At 41.8% G+C, this 16,261-nt stretch carries 15 protein-coding genes; 12 read left to right on the forward strand and 3 right to left on the reverse strand.

The features are described from left to right. Positions 1-11: 11 nt before the first annotated feature. Positions 12-1,607, reverse strand: coding sequence for an L-aspartate oxidase (nadB, locus tag DFP80_RS11615; RefSeq protein WP_113916965.1), 1,596 nt, complete (start codon positions 1,605-1,607; stop codon positions 12-14). A gap of 231 nt (positions 1,608-1,838) precedes the next feature. Between nadB and rpoE the strand changes: the two genes are divergently transcribed. The 6 genes from rpoE (at position 1,839) to DFP80_RS11645 (ending at position 6,737) form a co-directional block, all read left to right on the forward strand. Further along, positions 1,839-2,426, forward strand: coding sequence for an RNA polymerase sigma factor RpoE (rpoE, locus tag DFP80_RS11620; RefSeq protein WP_113916966.1), 588 nt, complete (start codon positions 1,839-1,841; stop codon positions 2,424-2,426). A gap of 2 nt (positions 2,427-2,428) precedes the next feature. Continuing rightward, positions 2,429-3,127, forward strand: a complete 699-nt coding sequence (locus DFP80_RS11625) for a sigma-E factor negative regulatory protein (RefSeq protein WP_113916967.1) — start codon at positions 2,429-2,431, stop codon at positions 3,125-3,127. A 3-nt stretch (positions 3,128-3,130) separates the two neighbouring features. Next, positions 3,131-4,096, forward strand: coding sequence for a MucB/RseB C-terminal domain-containing protein (locus DFP80_RS11630; protein WP_113916968.1), 966 nt, complete (start codon positions 3,131-3,133; stop codon positions 4,094-4,096). After that, positions 4,096-4,563: a SoxR reducing system RseC family protein gene (locus DFP80_RS11635; protein WP_113916969.1), complete on the forward strand. Its 468-nt coding sequence runs from the start codon at positions 4,096-4,098 to the stop codon at positions 4,561-4,563. The genes DFP80_RS11630 and DFP80_RS11635 overlap by 1 nt, the downstream gene beginning before the upstream one ends. Before the next feature lie 61 nt (positions 4,564-4,624). Then, entirely contained in the window at positions 4,625-6,034 is a 1,410-nt protein-coding gene (locus DFP80_RS11640) for a DegQ family serine endoprotease (protein ID WP_113916970.1), read from the forward strand. 277 nt (positions 6,035-6,311) lie between these two features. After that, positions 6,312-6,737: a chemotaxis protein CheW gene (locus DFP80_RS11645; RefSeq protein ID WP_220150921.1), complete on the forward strand. Its 426-nt coding sequence runs from the start codon at positions 6,312-6,314 to the stop codon at positions 6,735-6,737. Between the two features lie 73 nt (positions 6,738-6,810). Here DFP80_RS11645 and argA read toward each other — a convergent pair whose 3' ends face one another. Together argA and argE are read right to left on the reverse strand one after the other, a co-directional pair. Continuing rightward, a complete protein-coding gene (argA, locus tag DFP80_RS11650; protein ID WP_113916972.1) occupies positions 6,811-8,133 on the reverse strand; it encodes an amino-acid N-acetyltransferase in 1,323 nt (440 codons plus the stop codon). Beyond that, a complete protein-coding gene (gene argE / locus DFP80_RS11655) occupies positions 8,123-9,298 on the reverse strand; it encodes an acetylornithine deacetylase (protein ID WP_113916973.1) in 1,176 nt (391 codons plus the stop codon). The genes argA and argE overlap by 11 nt, the downstream gene beginning before the upstream one ends. Before the next feature lie 132 nt (positions 9,299-9,430). Here argE and DFP80_RS11660 point away from each other — a divergent pair, with 132 nt between their 5' ends. The 6 genes from DFP80_RS11660 (at position 9,431) to DFP80_RS11680 (ending at position 16,261) form a co-directional block, all read left to right on the forward strand. Continuing rightward, positions 9,431-10,375 (forward strand): CYTH domain-containing protein, encoded by a 945-nt coding sequence (locus tag DFP80_RS11660; RefSeq protein WP_113916974.1) that lies wholly within the window; start codon positions 9,431-9,433, stop codon positions 10,373-10,375. 73 nt (positions 10,376-10,448) lie between these two features. Continuing rightward, positions 10,449-13,379 carry a bifunctional [glutamate--ammonia ligase]-adenylyl-L-tyrosine phosphorylase/[glutamate--ammonia-ligase] adenylyltransferase gene (glnE, locus tag DFP80_RS11665; RefSeq protein WP_113916975.1) on the forward strand — a complete coding sequence of 977 codons (2,931 nt, stop codon included), beginning with the start codon at positions 10,449-10,451 and terminating at the stop codon, positions 13,377-13,379. A 128-nt stretch (positions 13,380-13,507) separates the two neighbouring features. Continuing rightward, entirely contained in the window at positions 13,508-13,717 is a 210-nt protein-coding gene (locus tag DFP80_RS11670) for a hypothetical protein (RefSeq protein WP_113916976.1), read from the forward strand. Between the two features lie 248 nt (positions 13,718-13,965). Then, positions 13,966-14,112: a hypothetical protein gene (locus DFP80_RS20680; RefSeq protein ID WP_158601350.1), complete on the forward strand. Its 147-nt coding sequence runs from the start codon at positions 13,966-13,968 to the stop codon at positions 14,110-14,112. Between the two features lie 71 nt (positions 14,113-14,183). Continuing rightward, positions 14,184-15,584 (forward strand): asparagine synthase-related protein, encoded by a 1,401-nt coding sequence (locus DFP80_RS11675; RefSeq protein WP_113916977.1) that lies wholly within the window; start codon positions 14,184-14,186, stop codon positions 15,582-15,584. Positions 15,585-15,601: 17 nt separating this feature from the next. After that, positions 15,602-16,261: a lasso peptide biosynthesis B2 protein gene (locus DFP80_RS11680; protein WP_147243851.1), complete on the forward strand. Its 660-nt coding sequence runs from the start codon at positions 15,602-15,604 to the stop codon at positions 16,259-16,261.

Consider the following 16,261-nt stretch of genomic DNA (forward strand, 5'->3'; position numbering starts at 1 on the left):
GCAAATACAGCTTAATCTAGTTTTTGAGGTGCTAGTATGGTCGGTGTGCTGGTGGTTAGTTTATTTGGGTAATCTAATGTGAAGTGCAAGCCGCGGCTTTCTTTGCGCGACATGGCGGAACGTATAATTAAATCGGCGACAACTGCTAAATTTCGTAGTTCGAGCAAATCATTCGAGATCTTGTAATTAGCATAAAACTCTTGGATTTCTGACAATAACAAATCTACTCGGTGTTTGGCTCTTAAGAGGCGTTTATCGGTTCTTACAATGCCGACATAATCCCACATAAAACGTCGTAGCTCTTGCCAGTTATGGGTGATTACTACGTCTTCATCAGAGTTTTTGACCTGGCTTTCATCCCAGTCAGGAATGTCGACTTCATTGGTGTGTGGATGATTATCGGCAATGTGTTGAGCAGCAGAACGAGCAAAAACAATACATTCTAATAAGGAGTTGCTTGCAAGGCGATTCGCACCATGAAGTCCGGTATAAGCGGTTTCGCCAATGGCATACAGGTTGTCAATGTCTGTTGCGCTGTGACGGTTAACGACTACGCCACCACATGTATAGTGTGCGGCTGGAACGACAGGTATTGGCCCCTTTGTCATGTCGTGACCGTATTCTAAACAACGCTTATAAATGGTTGGGAAGTGTTCTTTTATGAATTCTGGATCTTTGTGGGAAATATCCAGCAAAACATGATGAATACCAAGGCGTTTCATCTCGTGATCGATTGCTCGGGCGACGATATCGCGCGGTGCTAGCTCCTCTCTGCTATCAAATTTCTCCATAAAGCGTGTGCCGTCTGGCAATAGAAGCTTTCCGCCTTCGCCACGAACGGCTTCAGATATCAAAAAGGTTTTGGCTTTGGAGTCGTAAAGGCAAGTAGGGTGGAATTGGTTGAATTCCATGTTTGCGACTCGACAACCTGCTCGCCAGGCCATGGCTATACCATCGCCAGAAGCGGTATCTGGGTTGCTGGTGTAAAGATATACTTTGCTGCTACCTCCGCAGGCCAGTGATACAAAGCCCCCGTGAAAGACCTCAATGACGTCATCGTCTAAGTTCAGTGCGTATACACCAACCGCTCTATTTTCTCCTGCGATGCCGAGTTTTTTAGTGGTGACAACATCGATGGCCACGCGATCAGGGAAAAACTCGATATTGGGATGATTGCTTGCGTTTTTAATCAGTGTTTTAGAGATCGCTAAGCCAGTTGCATCGGCACTATGAATAATGCGTCTATGGCTGTGCCCACCTTCTTTTGTTAAATGGTATTCCTCACTTTCTCCATAGCGGGTGAAAGGAACACCTTGGTCGATTAACCAATCAATACTTTCTTTAGAGTGTTCAACCGTAAAGCGAATGGCTTCTGGGTCGCCAAGTTCTACGCCAGCATCAATCGTATCGTGAATATGGGAGTCGATTGTGTCTTTATCTGACAATACAGCCGCGACACCGCCTTGAGCATATAGTGTGGACCCTTCGCGTATATCTGCTTTGGTCAAAATAGCAACGTGATGCTTGTCTGCTAGCTCAAGGGCAAGCGTTAGCCCCGCGGCCCCCGCACCAATAATGACGATGTCGTGTTTATAATGTCGGCTCATGTTATTGATCTGATTATGGCTAAAAAATTAATGTTACTATTGTTGCCAGTAAATAGTGAACACTTTCTGAGGTCTCATTTTGAATATTGAGTATTATCGATTGTAAGAAAGGCGTAGCAACCTTTTAAATAGTGTATTTAGTAGTCAATGATGGGAACTCGCTGAGCGAAATGTTGTCTTCTCTTGTAATGAGCAAGGGCGCGGACGAAAAGGTTTTTATATGAGGTGCCTATGCAGCACGAAACGTCTTCTGATCAGGCGTTAGTTGAAAAAGTACAGCAGGGTGATAAGCGGGCGTTTGATCTGCTTGTTGTCAAATATCAATATAAGGTCATTGGTTTAATTGGACGTTATGTACAAGATAGAAGTGAAGTACTGGATGTAGCTCAAGATAGCTTTATTAAGGCATATCGTGCGATAGGGAGTTTCCGTGGAGAAAGTGCTTTTTACACTTGGTTATATCGGATTGCTGTCAACACAGCGAAAAACTACCTTGTGAGTCGCTCTCGTCGTCCGCCAGAATCTGATGTCGAACTGGATAATGAAGAGGTTTTCAGTGTGTATGAAGCCTTAGCAGATATTGATACGCCTGAAGCAAACCTAAATAGTGATCGCCTCGAAAAGGCAATTCATTATGCTATTCAGCATTTGCCAGAAGAATTGCGTAGTGCATTAACGTTACGTGAATTCGATGGTCTGAGTTATGAAGACATTTCATTGATCATGGACTGTCCCGTAGGAACAGTTCGATCACGTATTTTTCGTGCACGAGAGGCAGTAGAAAAACACATACGTCCACTGATGGATACAGGAGAGTAAATATGACAGCTTTAAAAAGCGGTTCACCACAAAATGATTGCTCCCGAGATCATGACAGTACTCGAGAAAACGACAGTCTCCAAGAAAACAATGGTTCTGAAGACGTGCTTTCTAGCCTATCGGCTATGTTTGATGGTGAAGCGACGCAGCAGGATCTAGAGCAACTAATCGATGGCGATAGTGCCGAGTTAAGCCGTCAGCTAGAGTCTTACCATTTAATTCAGCAGGCCCTTCATAAAGACTCACCTGTTGCGGTTGGTTTGGAAGATAGCTTGATGCTTCGCGTACGAGCTGAGATTAATGTTGATGCTTCATTTCCTGAAGAGCAAGGTCTAGAAGAGCGAAGCGTTAACAATTTGTTGCCTTTTGTGTTGCCTAGTGAAAGAAAGGCGACTCGTTCCACGTGGCGTGTCGCCTTGTCTAGTGTTGCTGTTGCCGCAAGTGTGGCGTTTGTAGTGATTTTGGGTGGTAATGAGTTATTAACCCCAGATACGGGGGCTCCTAATTTAGTCGCGGAGGTTCGCACTCCTTCGGAGAGTATGGTGGTAACACCATTGGCGGAATTGGATGAAAATGCTTTGCAGGTGGATAACGTTAGGTTGCAACATTACCTTCGACAACATGCCGAACAAGCGGCGATGACGGTTGGGCAGGGAATGATACCTATGGCTCGAGTCGTTAGTTACCCCGTAAAAGAGTAATTTATGAGATTATTTTCGTTTTTACATATTTTTTTCACGGTGCTATGTCTTACTATTTCGGGGGTAAGTTCAGCAAGTAACACTACACCAGATGCATTACATTTATTGAGAAGCATGACGCAGTCATTTTCTACCCTGAGTTATGATGGTGTATTTGTGCATTCTGAAGCGATGAATATAAACAGCATGCGTGTTCGTCATGATTTGATGGGTGGTGTGGAATATGAAAGTTTGGTGGATTTAGATGGTGATAAGATTGAAGTCTTGCGCATCGATGACAAAATCATTTCTGTCTATCCAAATGCACTGGTTGCTAACATGCGTGCGCCATTGATACCGCCTTTTAGGCGTTTCAAAGATGTAGAAAGTGACCGGCTTATTAAAGGTTACGACATGATTGTCGGAGAACATACTGGTCGAATCGCGGGACGTAAAGTCGTTGCTGTAAAGCTTATGCCAAAAGATCAATATCGCTATGGGCATCAATTTTGGTTGGACGAAGAAAATCATTTTCTTTTAAAGCATGATATGTTGAAGACGAATGGCAGGTTGTTGGAGCGAATTCAATTTACCTCGGTTAATTTTGCCCCTGACTTGAAAGATATCGATTTTGTCCCAAAAGAGGGGAGTTATGCAGAACCAGAGGTAGAAACTCAGCCAAGACGAGTCAAAAACCTTTGGCAATTTGACTGGTTACCGAAAGGTTTTTCTCTGGTATGGCCAGAAGCAAGGTCGTTAAATCATGGTACCAGTATGTTGCTGTTATCTGATGGAATGGCAACCATCTCGATTTTTGTTGAGCCAACTATGAAGGCGAAAACCATGTCCATTTTAAACATGGGGGCGACCATTGCCGGTGAACGTAGTATTAAAGTAAAAGATCAGTTGTATTTGTTGACCATGGTTGGCGAGGTTCCCGAACCCACTATTGAGAAACTGATGACCGTATTTATGCCAAGGCAAGATTGATGATTGAAGAAACTGGAAGAGTATTGTCCATAGAAGATGGTTTTGCTGATGTCGAAACAATACGTACGAGCAGCTGTACTTCTTGTCGCGCTCGTCATGGTTGTGGTCATCATGCTATTGCTCAAGTGTCTTCATCAAATCGAATGCGCATGCGAGCGATTGACCCTTTGTCAGTAGAAGTTGGGCAGAGTGTGGTCGTTGGAATTCCTGAAGATACGCTATTACAGGCTTCTGTCTGGATGTATCTAATTCCATTACTTGGCTTGGTTGGCGGCGCGGTTATACCATCCTTGTGGGGTGGGGGATCTGATATTGCAGTTATTTTTTCTATTATTGGCTTTGCTGGTGGTTTGTTGCTAGCGAGAGGTAAGTCGAAGCAAGAGATGAACAATCTCAATTATTACCCCAAAATTTTAAGAGTTGAATTACTTAACGATGGCCAGATTCCTTTGGTTGTAACATCGTAAGTATCTAAATGTCTTCACCTGGCACTGTAATGAATTTGGTACGTCTTAAGGAGACCAATCAATGAACAGATTGCTTAAACACGTTAGCATGGTTGTCGTCAGTAGTTTTATGGTGGCTTCGATGTTGACTCATGCGGCTTCACTTCCTGACTTTACGGAGTTAGTTGAGGAAGCCTCCCCCGCTGTTGTGAATATCAGTACGGAACAAACTGTTACCACAAAAACGGCTAATGAAGGTGGTCAGCAATTAGGGCCAAATAGCGAAGAACTTAATGAATTCTTCAAGCACTTCTTTGGTCAGCAGCCTTTCGGTCAGCAAACACCACCACAACAGGGACAGCGTAGTTCATTGGGATCTGGTTTTATTGTTTCCCATGATGGTTACGTGTTGACTAATAATCACGTTATTGATGGCGCGGATGTGATCCATGTTCGCCTTAATGATAGACGGGAATATATTGCGAAATTGGTTGGCACGGATCCTAGAACCGATTTGGCTCTGCTAAAAATCGAAGCTGATGATTTGCCAATCGTGAAAATGGGTGATTCAGACAAACTTAAACCTGGTCAGTGGGTATTAGCAATTGGCTCACCATTTGGCTTTGACTACACAGTGACCGCTGGCATTGTTAGTGCAACAGGTCGAAACTTACCATCGGATAACTATGTGCCATTTATTCAAACAGATGTTGCGATCAATCCAGGGAACTCTGGTGGTCCGTTATTCAATTTAGATGGTGAAGTGGTAGGCATTAACTCACAAATTTACACTCGTTCTGGTGGTTTTATGGGAGTCTCTTTTGCGATTCCTTCTAAAGTAGCCATGTCGGTTGTGGATCAGTTGAAGAGTGATGGTAAGGTATCTCGCGCTTGGTTAGGTGTATTGATTCAGGATGTAAACAATGAGCTGGCAGAGTCATTTGGTTTAGACAGATCAAATGGTGCATTGATTAGCCGAGTATTGCCTGATTCTCCAGCTGAAAAAGCGGGCTTAAAATCAGGTGATATCATCCTGAAATTCAATGGTGAGTCCATCGCACATTCTGGTGAGCTGCCTTACATTGTTGGACAAATGAAAGCAGGTGAAAAAGTCGATGCCAGAGTCTATCGAGATGGCAAGGAACAAACTATTTCGGTGACCCTTGATGCTCGACCAAATGATCCTAAAATCGTTGCTCAATCACAGCAAGATCAAAACCGGTTAGGTATGATTGTTGGTGAAGTACCTGCAGAAATGGCGAAGAAATTTGAAATTGACGGTGGGGTTGTTATTGAGCAGGTTCTTGGTGGTACTGCCGCTCGTAATGGTTTGCAACAAGGTGATGTGATTACTATGTTGAATGGTAAGCGGATTACCAGTGTGACGGAGTTTGGTGAAATAGCCAAAAATATTCCGAACGGACGTTCTGTACCAATGCGAGTTATTAGACAGGGTTACCCAATGTTTATTCCATTCAAAATAATGGATTAATCATTAGAGTTGTAAAAAAAGCGAAAAAATGCCCTTTTGACTATTACTGTTCACTAAAAAAGAACAGTATGACGATTTTATAGGATTTTCGCCTTTGATTGCTTTACCAAGCGAGGCCTACTGGGCCTCGCTTTTTTTTGCTCTAAACTTGAAGTTAAAGTTTAGACATGTAACTATTTTTTACCGTTTAGGCCAAATCAACAGTGTTTTAATAAAATATTATTGATGAGCGCAGTAATCGTGAAAGGAACGCTAAACAAAAAAATATTTGAGGGGAGTGGGGCAAGTGGTAGAGAAGGGGATTTGCTTTCGGTTAGGGCGTGAGCGTTATGTTCATCCTATTTCAACTATCAAAGAAGTACTTAGTTACCAGTCTCCAGCGCCTGTGCCGGGTGCACCTGAAGGTGTTGAGGGGATGATCAATGTGCGCGGTAATATGGTGACAATTATGTACGGCAGTCACTTACTGAGTTTAGATCCAGCTGAATGCGAAGAGGAGGGGCACATTATTGTTCTAGATTTACCGACAGGCTATGTTGGAATTCGAGTAGAAGCTGTTGAGCGAATTATGGATCTGCCAGAAAATAATGACACTCATGGGCTTGAGTATCGTGATCATGATTGTATTCAAGGGACTATTCAGTACGATAATGATCTTTATATTTTAGTCGAGTTCGATGAGTATTGTGCGGCTCTTGATTGACCGAGTATTGGAGCGGCAAACCAATGCTTTGTCATCATTGGTTTGCTCGTTTGATCTTCTCGATGAGTAGGTATTAAAGCTGTTTTGAGAAGATTTTTGAGTTGCGTTGGTAGTTGTACAAAGCCTGTTTTTGCGTTGGTAAACTTGCCAATGTTGTTTCGCTAAACCCTCGCTCAATAAACCAATGAGCAGTTCGAGTGGTTAACAAGAAAAGCATGGTTAGATTTTGACGTTTAGCGGCTTGTTCTATGCCTTTTAATAGCCGTTCACCACGGTTAGATCCACGATAATCTGGCGATACCGCCAAACAAGCCAGTTCACCGGAATACTCTTGTTCAAACGGGTAAAGTGCAGCACAGGCGACAATGGCGCCATCTCGTTCAATGACAATAAAGCGATCTATTTCGTTCTCTAGCAGCTCTCGAGATCGTCTTACCAAGACACCTTTTTCTTCCAGCGGTGCAAGCAATGCCATCATACCGCCTACATCATCAATGTGGGCTGGGCGTAATTGCTCATAGCTGTCTTCATCAATCATGGTGCCTGAGCCTTCACGAGTGAAGAGTTCTTGCAGAAGGCCACCATTTTCATTGTATGAGATTAAATGTGCTCTTGGTACGCCCTGACGAACTGCCTGAACACAGGCGTCCAATGCTGCTTGGGTAATGGTAGACAGCGTTCTTTCTTTAAGAATCGATTCAGCGTCTTTGGTTAACAACTCGGAGTAGAGTTCGCCGTTAGTTTTGAATACGCCTTCTTCTTCCGAAAATATAACTAGCTTATCAGCTTTGAGCTGTACCGCAGCTTGGATGGCGACGTCTTCGCTTTTTAGATTAAATACTTCACCTGTTGGTGAAAAGCCAAGGTGAGGTAAAAGCACCATGTTGTCATCTTCAAGCAAGCGAAAAATGGCCTCGGTGTCGATTCGGCGTACTTCGCCAGTGTGTCCATAATCGATACCATCAACAACGCCTAGCGGTCTGGCAATAACATAATTACCACTGCACACTTTTAGCCTTGCGCCGTCCATTGGTGTGTTTGATAGTCCCATGGATAATTGAGCTTCAAGCTGAACACGCACTGCCGCAGAGGCCTGGATGATATCTAATAACTGATCTTGTGGCGTGACACGATAGTCGTCTTCGACATGGCTGGTTAAATGTCTATTGGCTAATACTCGGCTAATTTGAGGACGTGCGCCTTGCACTAAGACAAGGCGGATTCCTAATGAATCCAATAAGGCAAGGTCGTGAATAATGCTTGAAAAGTGAGCGCATTCGACAGCCTCACCTGGAATCAATATGACAAAGGTTTTTCCCCTATGGGCATTGATATAGGGGGAAGAATGGCGGAACCAGTCCACATAATTGAATTCTTCTGTCACGCTATTCCTCATTTTTTGGTTCGTTTAATTGAAGGCAAAAGCGCTCGATTAGACCGCGAATTACCTCTTGCATAGGTTGAATTTGGTTCAGTGCCATAAATTCATTAGGCTGATGGGCTTGATCGATAGAGCCCGGCCCTAAAATTAAGGTTTCCATTCCCATTTTATTTAGGAAAGAGCCTTCCGTTGCAAACGCCACAGTGCTTGCTTGACGATTGGTTAAAGCTTCACAGGCTTTTATGATATCCGATTCGATCGAGGTATAAAAAGACGGAACATCAGGAAATAAGCTATTTAGCTGAATTTTTGTTCCTGTTTTCTCTTCTATGCGTGGCAATATCTCAGCAATCTCGGCCATTAATGCTTGGTTGCTCATCCCAGGTAGAGCTCGTAAATCAAATTCTAGCTCGCAGCGGCCACAAATACGATTTGGGTTATCGCCGCCATGTATACAGCCAAAGTTCATTGTTGGGTAGTCAATAATAAAGCTAGCATCTCGATAGTTTGCTTTAAGTTGCTGGCGAAATTGCATAAGTTCTGACATAACGTCATGCATGGCATCTAGGGCATTATTGCCTAATGATGGGTTAGACGAATGTCCGGATTGACCTGTTATTTGGATACGCTCCATCATGATGCCTTTGTGAGCATATATTGGTGTCAGCGATGTGGGTTCACCAATTAAAGCATAGCGTGCCTTTAATTGGCCTTGCGCAACTAAGGCTCTTGCGCCAGACATTGAACTTTCTTCATCTGCGGTCGCTAGAATAATAAGCGGCTGTTTTAAATCAGATAACTGCATTTGACGAATAGTGTCGAGCACAATGGCGAAGAAACCTTTCATATCGCAACTGCCAAGCCCGTAGAGTTTTTGGTCTCTTTCTTCCAATTTAAATGGGTCTGATTTCCAGCGGCCTTTATCGTAAGGAACTGTATCTGTGTGGCCTGATAATACTAACCCCCCATCGCCACTTCCTAAGGTCGCAATTAGATTGAATTTATTGGGTTGGCCTGGCAATGGCATGACTTCACACTGAAAACCTTGAGAGCTCAGCCAGCTTTCAAGTAATTGAATCACACCTTTATTTGACTGATCCCAATGGGCTTGACTACAACTGATAGAAGGCGATGCAATTAATTGGGACATCATATTAATAAGAGAGGGGAGTGCGGGCATAAAAGGTATTCCTTGAATCCGAGTTAGTTTCGAATATTACTACTGTACGCTAGGCATCTGGTACACTTGCTCGCACATTATTTTTCTCTTTGTTGTTTGCTCAACAGCAAAGGTTTTAGAGGTTCGTATATTATGGCTACCGAGCTAGAGCTAAAGTTAATGCTTCATCCTGAGTATCTCAAGTCTGCAAGTGATTTTCTTGATGAAATTTGTGCATCTTCTGACACTGAAGAACAATCACGTCAACCTACATTGGCCTTGATGAATGCCTATTTTGATACCGAAAACGCTGAGCTGATGCAAGGTGGTATGGCGCTACGCATTCGTGCTGTTAACAATAAGTTTATTCAAACCGTAAAAACGCGAGGCAGTAACCGCATCGGCATGCATGCACGTGGAGAATGGGAGTGGTTTGTCTCCAGCGACCAATTGGATTTGTCGTTATTAAGTGATGTGCCTTTGCCTGAATCATTGCAAGACATGTCTTGGTGTAGCAAATTGATTGAAGTGTATCGTACTGACTTTGAGAGACAGGTTTGGAATATCCAATCTCACGAAACCAAAATGGAAGTGGTTTGTGATCAAGGTTTGGTAACCTCTCCTTATGGTGAAGATGCTATTTGTGAGCTAGAGCTTGAGCTTAAAGAGGGCGATGAATCTGGTTTGTACCAGTTTGCTTTGCAACTGGCGGATCGTGTACCTGTTCAGGTCAGTATTGTTTCTAAGGCGCAAAAAGGCGTGCGTTTAAAATATGGACAGATCGAATTTCCTCAGAAGCCAGATAATACTTCTAACCCATTAGAGCTGGCTGCCTATTGGTATGAAGTATGGTTGGTTTATTGGGAGGCGATGTATTTTATGGAGGATGAAGCGCTGATGCAGCCACTTCGTCATTCTATGTCTCAATTAAAAACGTGTGTGCCATCTGACTTGGCACAAGAGCTTGATAGTCTAGATAAGAAACTAGAACGTCAACTTATTGAGGAAGACAATTTGTTACTGAAAAATTTAGCAGGTATGACTCAGGTTGGCGTGACTATGTTAATGATTGGGCAATGGTTAAATAAACAAGTCTAATGATTTTTTGACAGCCATTGCTGTATGACATTACGGTATGAAAAATAAAAAGAAGATTTTGTAAGGAAGCCTTGTGATCCCTCCGCATTTGAACCCAAATTACGCAATATTTTGTGAACAATCCTCTTCTCGTGCTTTGCTACTAGAGCACGTCCATGACGCTCGAGAAAGACAGGGGCTTGATTTATTAAACCAAGGGCAAATTGATGTATTAGAGCCCTTGTGGATGCTGAGTGAGTATTTGCATCAGCAATTCGTTCGTTTCCCCCATTGGTTAGACGATTTGCTAGTGCTTAAAAAATTACCAGAAAAGCCGTCTAAGGAAGCGTTAATGGCTGGTGAAGCGTTTTTTTTATGTGAGATGAACGCTTGCCCGACAGAATCATTAGAGCCATTGGATGAAGCTGGCTTTATCAAGCGTTTGCGTTTATATCGTCAGTGGTGGATGGTGCGGTTGATTGCTTTGGACATCCAGCAGCGGCTTTCATTGACCGAGCTTACATCTCGTTTAAGCGCATTGGCGGATGCTTGTGTCAATGCCAGTCTTCAATGGATAACGCAGCATTACCTTGCTTTGTATGGTCAGGCGTTAGACGGTAATGGTCAGCCTCAATCGATGATTGTCATTGGTATGGGGAAGTTGGGGGGCAACGAGTTAAACCTGTCTTCCGATATCGATTTGATTTTCGCTTTTCGTGAGCATGGTGAGACTCAGGGTGGGAAGAAAAGTCTGTCTCATCAAGAATACTTTACTAAGTTAGGCCAAAAACTGATTCAACATTTAGACCAGGTTAATGCTGACGGCTTTGTTTTTAGAGTCGACATGCGCTTGCGTCCTTTTGGTCAGTCGGGGGCTTTGGTACTCAATATGGATTCGTTGGAAAACTATTACCAAGATCAAGGGCGAGATTGGGAACGTTACGCCATGATTAAAGCACGTGTCATGTCGGGCAATGCGTTGGACGTAGGTGAATTTGAAGCCTTACGAAAGCCTTTTGTTTATCGCAAGTATTTGGATTTTGGTGCGATAGGCGCATTGCGCGATCTTAAGCAGATGATTGCTAAAGAAGTACGCCGTAAAGGGATTGAGCACAATATTAAATTGGGCGAAGGTGGTATTCGGGAAGTGGAATTTATCGCTCAAGCTTTACAGATATTACATGGTGGTCGAGATCAAGGTTTGCAAACACCCTCTTTGTTGAAAGTCTTGTCTTACCTTGCTCAGCAGGACTATTTACCAGTGGAAGAGATGGATCAACTTCGTGAAGCGTATTTACTGTTACGTCGTACTGAACACGCATTACAAGCAGTGAACGATGAGCAAACACAGTTATTGCCTGAAGACGAAAAGGCACGAACGCGAATCGCCCTGATGGTAGGTTTTCCGTCATGGGAGGCTTTGGATAAACGACTTTGGGAAGTGCGAAAAAATGTGCATCGCTCTTTTGTGGCATTGATCGACGATGGTCATGAGAGCAGTGAGGAAGTTAAAAGTCAGGAAACATGGCGCTTGCTGATTAAGCATCCAGAAGACCGAGAGGCCATACAAGACGCGATAGAGTTGATTGCCTGGCAAGATCAAGAAGCGAGCATTTCACGAATTTCTCAATTGCTCAGTTCCCGCACCGTAGTGTTTATGCAGCCTATTGGCCATGAAAGGCTTGCTGTATTTTTAGCGGCCCTGATTTCTAAGTTAACAGATGAAGCCAACCCAGATTTGGTATTAGAACGTGTTTTTCCTATTCTAGAAGCGGTACTACGACGTACTGCCTATCTGGTTTTGTTATGTGAAAACCAAACAGCACTGACTCATCTAATTCGATTGTGTCGAGAAAGTGTCTGGTTTACTGAAGCGATTTCGACGACACCTGCGTTGTTGGATGAGCTGCTAGATGCGAATACGCTCTTTTCACCACCTGATAAAAATATGCTAACGGAAGAGTTGCAGCAGATATTGTTGCGTTTGCCGGAAGACGATGAAGAAGCTCAGATGGATGCCATGCGTCGCTTTAGACGTTCTATTATTTTACGTATTGCCGCCTGTGATATCACAGAAATACTACCTGTCATGAAAGTAAGTGATCACTTAACTTGGTTGGCGGAGGTACTTTTGGATCAAGTCTTACAGCAATCGTGGCAGTATTTAACTAAGAAACATGGCTTTCCTGTAAGCAAAGGTGAAGTTGCTTTTACACCGCAACTGGCGATTATTGGTTATGGGAAATCAGGAGGTTGGGAGCTGGGTTACGATTCAGACCTCGATCTTGTGTTTATTCATAATGCACAGGCGAACGGTAGTACAGACGGAAATCGTAGTATCGACAATCTTACTTTCTATACACGTCTTGGCCAGCGTTTAATTCATATGATTACTAGCTTTACCGCCGCTGGTCGTCTGTATGAAGTGGATATGCGTTTGCGCCCTTCAGGAAATTCAGGCTTGCTGGTTTCTAGTTTGGAAGCCTTTAAAGATTATCAACAAAAAGAAGCCTGGGTTTGGGAGCACCAAGCTTTGACCCGCTCTCGCGGCTTGGCGGGAGAGTCTAATTTACTGGCTAAATTTGAAGATTGCCGTAAAGATATTATTGCCTCGACTCGAGATCGTAATGTGTTAAAAACCGAGGTCATCAAAATGCGTGAGAAAATGCGCGCTCATCTTGATACAGGCGGCAAAGAGAAAGGTTTTGACCTTAAGCAAGGCGCTGGAGGCATTATTGATATTGAATTCATAGTGCAATATTTAGTACTAGCTTGGTCCTGCAAATATTCCGAATTGATGCGCTATTCAGACAATGTCCGTCAGCTAGAAGCCGCGGCTTCAGTTGGCTTGATAGAGTCGGAGCAAGCAGAAAAGATGACCGATACCTATACACTTTATCGGTCCCTAACTCACAGGTTAAGTTTACAGCAACAAGGCCGAGTGGTTCAGAAGGATACACTGGTGGATAACCAGAACTTAGTGAGTCAGTATTGGGATAGTTTTGTTAATGATGAAAAAATTTAAACGTTGTCTTTGTTCTCTTATTATGAATAGTGTTACAAAAAGGTGTTCGTAAATTAGCCAATCAGGCGCTATACTTTAGTTATTGGTCAGTTTTTTAGATCCACCATTCACTACTGATAGGAGGAAGAATGCCAAGTATTAACGGTGTTAGCAGTCCTGCGATGGATTATGCGAGCGAAGTCTACAGCGCTAATTTAGCCAAGACAGCTCAAGAGCAACAAGGTCAGCAGAACCTTGAGCTATTGGCAGAAGCTGCAAAAAATGTGACGCCTGCGGCAAGCAGTGGATCACACACTACGACAGATAACTTAGGTCAGAACATCAACATTAACGTTTGATCTAAGTGTTAGGTTTCCCACTAACAAGTGCATAAACATAAAAAAGCCCCGAGTCTAAAGATTTCGGGGCTTTTTTATTTTCTGGAATTAATTTTCATGACTAGTAATATAATTGTTTTTATTGGAAATATTATGTTTTTATTATGTACCTGTCATGTTTGACAGTTGTTTTGTGTTTTTTTTTCTTTTAATTTTATATCGAAGGCTTAGGTCTTCTTAATTTAATATAAAATTAAAAGGATATTATTATGTTTAAATTTTCTCATAAAAAACAGGTTGTTCGTAAAAGTAAAGAAATTAGTGATGCTGTTGTAATAAAAAATGCGGCGTCTAAAATTAATGGTGTCTCTGGTGGTGCTATTTTGGAGATAACATCTTTCGTCTGGAGACGTTAGATAAATTATGTAAGCAGTGAAAAATTATTTTCACTGCTTACCTTTATTTTTGTAATGAGAAAGTTAGTAAAATGGATGCTATTAGTTTTTCTATTAAAAATAATGTTTCAAATGTAGAGCTAGATTTGATTCATGAGGTAAATTCTAAGAAGGATTTTGCTAAATTAATAAACAATACATTTGATAATACATTTTATATGTCTTATAAAAATTCAGAATATATTATATGGGACTCATTGAAAAAATTACTGCAAGATGTAAAGCCATCATTAAATTTGATTTTTTTAAAGAAGCATATTACCTTTGGTGAAAGTTTTGGTTATGAAACTGCTTGGGAAAATGTGTTTTTATTATTACCAGGAGCAACTATTACCCTTAACTCTAAGAGTGTTGAATGTATCTATGAGCCATGGTTTAGGGGACAGTATTCAGAAAGAAATATCATAGTTCAACAACACCCTGTAAAGGCTTTAATGGAGTCTTTGCCACCACTTGATAAGCCTGTTCTTTTGGAGTTCTCAGGAGGAACTGATTCTACAAGTATTGCTTATGCCATATCGGAACGTAGTAATGCTCTTTCAGTTACATGGGGGGATCCAAATTCTCAGAACTCAAGTGATATAAATCATGCGATTCGCATAGCTAAAAAATTAAAAATCTCTCATAAAATAGACCTTATTGACCCTAATGATCTTTTTTTATTACCACCTAGAGAGTATCTCCCTGATAGGCCTAGTGTTTCAATTTTAAGTATGGCTCAGAAGGATAAATTTATTAAGTCTCAAGTTAGTACTTCTGATTTATTTGTGCTAAATGGACATGGTGGAGATCATATATTTTTAGATCCACCTAATCCTATAGTTACAATAGATTTACTCATGAAAGGTAATATATTTAGTGCCATACGTTACTATAGGAAAATATCTGATTTCTATGGTGAGGGCCTTCTTGCGCCGTTAAGATATAGAAATGTTGGTCGAGGAATCGGAAATCACAGATTTACTCTGACTCCAGGTAAATATCTTCATAAAAGAATGATACAGCAGGCGTGTTATGAAAATAGTGTTTGGAATAATTGTGGTCTTTCGTACAGAATGGTTCATCCATTTACGCAACCAGCGATGCTTCATTATGCTATGAATATAGCTCCGCATAAGTTTGTAGATAAGTATCAATCTCGGTTTCCTTTTAGGCAGTCAATGAATCAGCATTTTTCAACTGAGGACTTTAGTCGCATAAGTAAAGGGCACCTTACAGGTTTATTTCAACAAGCCGTAAGCCAAAATTATCATTATCTTGCTGAATTACTAAATTCAGGAGTAGGCCAAAAATATGGAATTTATAGGTCGGAAGATATGTTGCCTTGTTTAAAAATGGTAGCTATAGGAGGGGCTAGTATAGAGCCTGCTCTTATGAACGCTTTAGCTATGGAGATATTTTTCGTGCATTGGTCCAGAGTTTTAGGAGAGTAAAGGTGGAGGAGGGCAACGTGAAATTTTCAAAAGATGTTTGGCATGTCGTAGCAAATGATGAATTAATAATTCTTGATGCAATGACTGATAATTTTATACTTTTTAATAAGCAGGATACTTCTAGCATCCTCGGGGCTCTGGTTGATCAGTCTATTTGTAAATCTACAATGGAGCTTTTAGATATCGGAATATTAGAGCACTCTTTGAACCCACAAATAATCAACCGTAGCTATACTCATGGGCTTGATGATTTCACATGGAGTGAGTCTATGAGGTTTAAAACTTTACACTGTCAATGTGATATTGATGTTAGGGCGATACTTTTGGCTATTGGGGCTCTCATGAAAGCATACTTAAAGATTAAAGTCGGTAAGCTTTCAAGTATTCTTGAAAAGAATGATTTACCTATAAAAAAACCTATTAACCTTCCTGAACATATAATAAAAAAAGAAATAAATTCTTTAGTTTTTGCTTCACGTTTGGTTCCATTTAAAGTCGCGTGCTTTGAGTTTTCTGTGGCACTGCAGGATCGTCTTTTGAGTGGGCATGGAACGTATACTTCCCTAATAATAGGTGTTCAAAAATATAGTTTCATGGCTCATGCTTGGCTGGAGTTAAATGGAAAGCCATTGGGTGAACCTGATTACGTCTCTATGTCGCTCCACAAGTTAAGGTAG

Source organism: Marinomonas rhizomae (assembly GCF_003315485.1).
GTDB lineage: Bacteria > Pseudomonadota > Gammaproteobacteria > Pseudomonadales > Marinomonadaceae > Marinomonas > Marinomonas rhizomae.